Origin of the sequence: Bartonella sp. MU70NMGDW, from assembly GCF_042194085.1 — a bacterium.
In the GTDB taxonomy this organism is placed as follows: domain Bacteria; phylum Pseudomonadota; class Alphaproteobacteria; order Rhizobiales; family Rhizobiaceae; genus Bartonella; species Bartonella grahamii.
Window position 1 is genome coordinate 1 of record NZ_JBHIMK010000126.1, and the last position, 4,050, is coordinate 4,050.

Annotated in this window: 2 protein-coding genes and 1 pseudogene; 2 read left to right on the forward strand and 1 reads right to left on the reverse strand. The window is 37.9% G+C overall.

Annotation, left to right across the window (positions count from 1 at the left end; all coding sequences use genetic code 11):
• Positions 1-817 precede the first annotated feature (817 nt).
• Positions 818-1,723 carry a transporter substrate-binding domain-containing protein gene (locus ACFIKE_RS08535; protein ID WP_375649289.1) on the forward strand — a complete coding sequence of 302 codons (906 nt, stop codon included), beginning with the start codon at positions 818-820 and terminating at the stop codon, positions 1,721-1,723.
• A gap of 11 nt (positions 1,724-1,734) precedes the next feature.
• Here ACFIKE_RS08535 and ACFIKE_RS08540 read toward each other — a convergent pair whose 3' ends face one another.
• Positions 1,735-3,267: a YifB family Mg chelatase-like AAA ATPase gene (locus ACFIKE_RS08540; RefSeq protein WP_375649292.1), complete on the reverse strand. Its 1,533-nt coding sequence runs from the start codon at positions 3,265-3,267 to the stop codon at positions 1,735-1,737.
• A gap of 406 nt (positions 3,268-3,673) precedes the next feature.
• Here ACFIKE_RS08540 and ACFIKE_RS08545 point away from each other — a divergent pair.
• Positions 3,674-4,050: pseudogene (locus tag ACFIKE_RS08545) on the forward strand (outer membrane protein assembly factor); the annotation flags it as partial.

Genomic DNA, 4,050 nt, shown 5'->3' on the forward strand with positions numbered 1-4,050 from the left:
TATCCATAAATCAATTTTCAATTCTAATGCTGCCGTATATTTAAAACAAAGGTTACGAGCTCTCTAAGCAGCTCAAATTTTTGTATATTAGATTGAGGCGAAAATATTGGGTATATTAGTTTGTGTTATCTTTAAAATGTGGAAAATATAAAGGCGTAAATGTAAAAGCACGTTTCCACTATCGTTCTTTTATTCAGTTTTACAACTTTTAAAAACGTTTACGGCGATGTTTTTAAAGAATGGGGGTGATGACGCATTGTCTTACGCTTTTGTTTTTCTCATTTCTGTAATGGAGGTTACGTCCCTTATTTAAAACAAAGCCCATTGCACTGTTATTCACGCGCTTTTTTAAGAAACATCTCTCAATGTTCCTAAACTCATTTTACAACGATGTTTGAATAGTATAACGCAAAATACCCTGTGAATACTACAAGATTCATGTCCCTCATTTTGCCCATATTGACAATAAGGCACAAACCAGCATCATCATTTTATTTTCCGGTTCTTAAATGTTGATGCAACCTTAATGTTGAGAAAACCCTCGGCATTTGAAGGGTATTTTTACTCTTTTCTTTAATAGTGTCTATATACTCCCTCTGGTTGTGATACGCAAGAAAATGGTTTTGATAAAATGGAGTGTGCCACTAAAGTATGTACAGCTTATTTCTTATATTTAAAAAATCAAATCGCCTTTCTCTCAAATTACTTTTTATAAATAGCAAGAATTTTATTTATTAAACGCCAGATATTTTGGTGAAGTGCGTTAGATAATAATTGAGAAGGGTTGCATCTTAGCTTTAAAAATGGGGGAGAGATTTTGAAAATAAAAAAATCTATATATATAAAACATCTTCAATTGCGTTTATGGTACTTTTTATTCAATAATCCATACAATGTTTTTATTCGTATTTTATTTGTAGCAGGGGGGGTTCTATTTTCCTCTTACGGAGAAGCTGAAAGGTTGCCTTCTTTTTTTGATTCGCATGAACATTTGGTACAACCTGATACGACGGATATTCTTCGTTTGCGTTTTGTAACAACTTTTGATTTTCCTCCTTTTAATTTCCTTGATCAAACGGGGCATCTTGCAGGTTATAATATCGATTTATTGCGCGCTATTTGCTCAAAATTAAAATTAGAGAAGCTTTGTGAAGTAGAAGTAATTCCTTGGAAAGAGCTTGTAGAATATGTTAAAAATGGTGGTGCAGAAGTCATTATTGCGGGTTTAAAAGAAACAAGTAAAACCCAGCAAGATCTTGTTTTTACAAAGTCATATTTGCGCTTTCCAGCGCGATTTGTTGCTTCTCGACTTTTAGATCTCGATGAGCCAATAAGCGATCAATTGGTGCATTTAACCAGTGGTGTTTTGTCTAAAAGTATTCACGAAAAGCTCTTTCATCATTATTTTCCTAAAGCAAAATGGCAAGAATTTAAAAAGAGAGAAGAGCTCTATAAAGCATTACAGGAGCGTAAAATTGACCTTATTTTTGATAATGGATTTGCTTTATCGTTATGGTTCAAAAAACAAAAATCTGTTGATTGCTGTCATTTTGTTGGGGGGGCATATATGGCGCCACAGTTATTGGGACAAGGAATGCAGCTTGCTGTTGGAAAAAAGAATGAAAAATTGGTTGATATACTCAATTATGCGCTGAAATCTCTAGAAGAGGATGGTAAACTTACAGAACTTTATTTGCGGTATTTTCCAATAAGTTTTTATTGATGAATAGTTTTTTAATTAAGAGCTGTTAATCTTTCTGTGCCTAGTCGATAGGAAATAGCTTCTGCGAGATGATAGCGTGAAAGATTATCTGATTCGTCAAGATCAGCAATTGTGCGTGCAACTTTGAGAATGCGATGATAAGCGCGTGCAGAGAAGTGCATTTTTTCACTCACATCTCGTAAGAGTGTGGTCGCACTTTTATCAGGAATGGCAATCTGTTCTATAATTTTGGCAGGGCAATCGCCATTGGTGCGAATATGATCAAACCCCATTGTTGCAAAACGTTTAGCTTGAATGGTACGGCATCGTGCGACGCGTTTGGCAACATCGCAGCTTTTTTCTGATTGTTCTGGTTGCATAAGGTCCATAGCTGTCAAAGCAGGGACATCAATCCGTAAATCAATTCGGTCAAGCAGAGGACCAGAAATACGGGACTGATAATCGATTTGGCAGCGTATTCCTTTAGCGCAAACATGGTCTTTTTCGCCTGCCATACCACAACGGCAAGGATTCATTGCGGCAATGAGTTGGAAGCGAGCAGGATAGCTAATATGGTGATTAGCGCGGGCGATAACCGATTCCCCACTTTCTAAGGGTTGACGAAGAGAATCAAGAACCTGCGGAGAAAATTCAGGCAATTCATCAAGAAATAACACACCATTATGGGCAAGGGAGACCTCTCCCGGTCGTCCTTTAAGTCCCCCACCAATCATTGCGGCCATGGAAGCAGAATGATGTGGGGAACGAAAGGGGCAATGAAGTGAAATGGTATTATGAACCGCTTCTCCTGTAATAGAAGCAATCAGAGAGACATCTAAAAGCTCACGGCTATCAAGAGGTGGCAAAATGGAAGGTAAGCGTTGCGCTAACATAGATTTCCCAGCACCAGGAGGTCCTACAAACAAGAGGTTATGGCGTCCAGCAGCACAAACTTCTAAGGCACGTTTGGCTGTTTTCTGTCCTTTGATTTCGCAAAGATCTGGAAGTTCAGTTTCGATAGTATATTGGCGCGGTTGTGGACGTTTTTGAATTTGGGTTCCTTTGAAATGGTTGACTATAGTGAGCAGAGTCTCTGGGGCAAGAATATTTATTTCTGCATTTGCCCAAGCAGCTTCAGGTCCACATTGGAAAGGACAAATCAGTCCTTTATCGAGTGATAAAGCTGTCATGGCAGCTGGTAAAACACCATTAACAGCGGTAAGTGAACCATCCAGTGATAATTCTCCTAAAATGATATAGTCTTGTGCTACTTCGGGAGGGAGGATTCCCATAGCAAGCATTAAGCCTACGGCGATTGGCAAATCATAATGCGAGCCCTCTTTAGGCAAATCAGCTGGTGCAAGATTAATCGTAATCCGTTTAGTAGGCATAGAAAGTCCACAAGCGTGGAGGGCTGCTTGTACACGTTCACGGCTTTCTGCAACTGCTTTATCAGCTAATCCAACAATAGCCATTCCTATTTTACCAGATGAAATCATAACCTGTACATCCACAGGGACTGCTTCTAGACCGCGAAAAGCGACAGTTGTAACACGTGCGATCATTTGTTTATTTCCCCCTTTAGACTTTGTAGAGACAATCATATCTATGCATAAAAATCAAGAAGCATCTCTATGGTTTTTTTTATAGAGAGATCTATATACGTAGGCAGTTTTTTAGCGTTCTCATGGAAAGTCATTTGTACAAATTTAACCATGATAGTATGGAACGCAATAAAACGTTTATAATAAGCTAAATAAATATGTTAAGGAAAAAGAATGAGGCTGTTCGTGTTATGCAACAGTGCAGAATTTTATGAAAATATAAGGGGAGGGTGACGTTATGTATCGCAGAATGTTATTTGATGTGATAAAACGTGTAAAATGTGCAAAGTAATTATATTTACCTTTCCCATTTTTATATTATTTAAAGTGTAGTAGATGCAAAGTGTATTATAAGGTATCTGATTTTATGGTATACCAGGCAAGAATTTTGTTAAAATCAGGGACTGTGCGCTGTGTATTTATAGGCTTGTGTTTCGCTTTTGCTTTTCCACAGCCACTTGCTGCATTTGATTTTTTCGGCATACCTTTTTTTGGTCAAAAGAAAACAAATTCTCCTTCAAATTATGCCAAAAGTACAGAGAGATTTTATAAAGTTGATGTTGTTGCTCCGCCAGGCGCGCCATTAGAAGGTATAAAAATAGTTAAATCTGTTTCTTCTCTTGTTGCTGATAAAGAGAAAGCGTCCGCCAGTTCTTCTGGTTTGCTAGCCAAGGCGCGTTCAGATTATCGAGCAATTCTTTCTGCTCTTTATGCTGATGGACGCTACGGTGGTGTTATTAGTAT

What these genes read in the sequence shown, in the direction of transcription:
- ACFIKE_RS08540 (WP_375649292.1), bottom strand. Translation starts at nt 3,267, where the DNA reads ATGATCGCACGTGTTACAACTGTCGCTTTTCGCGGTCTAGAAGCAGTC.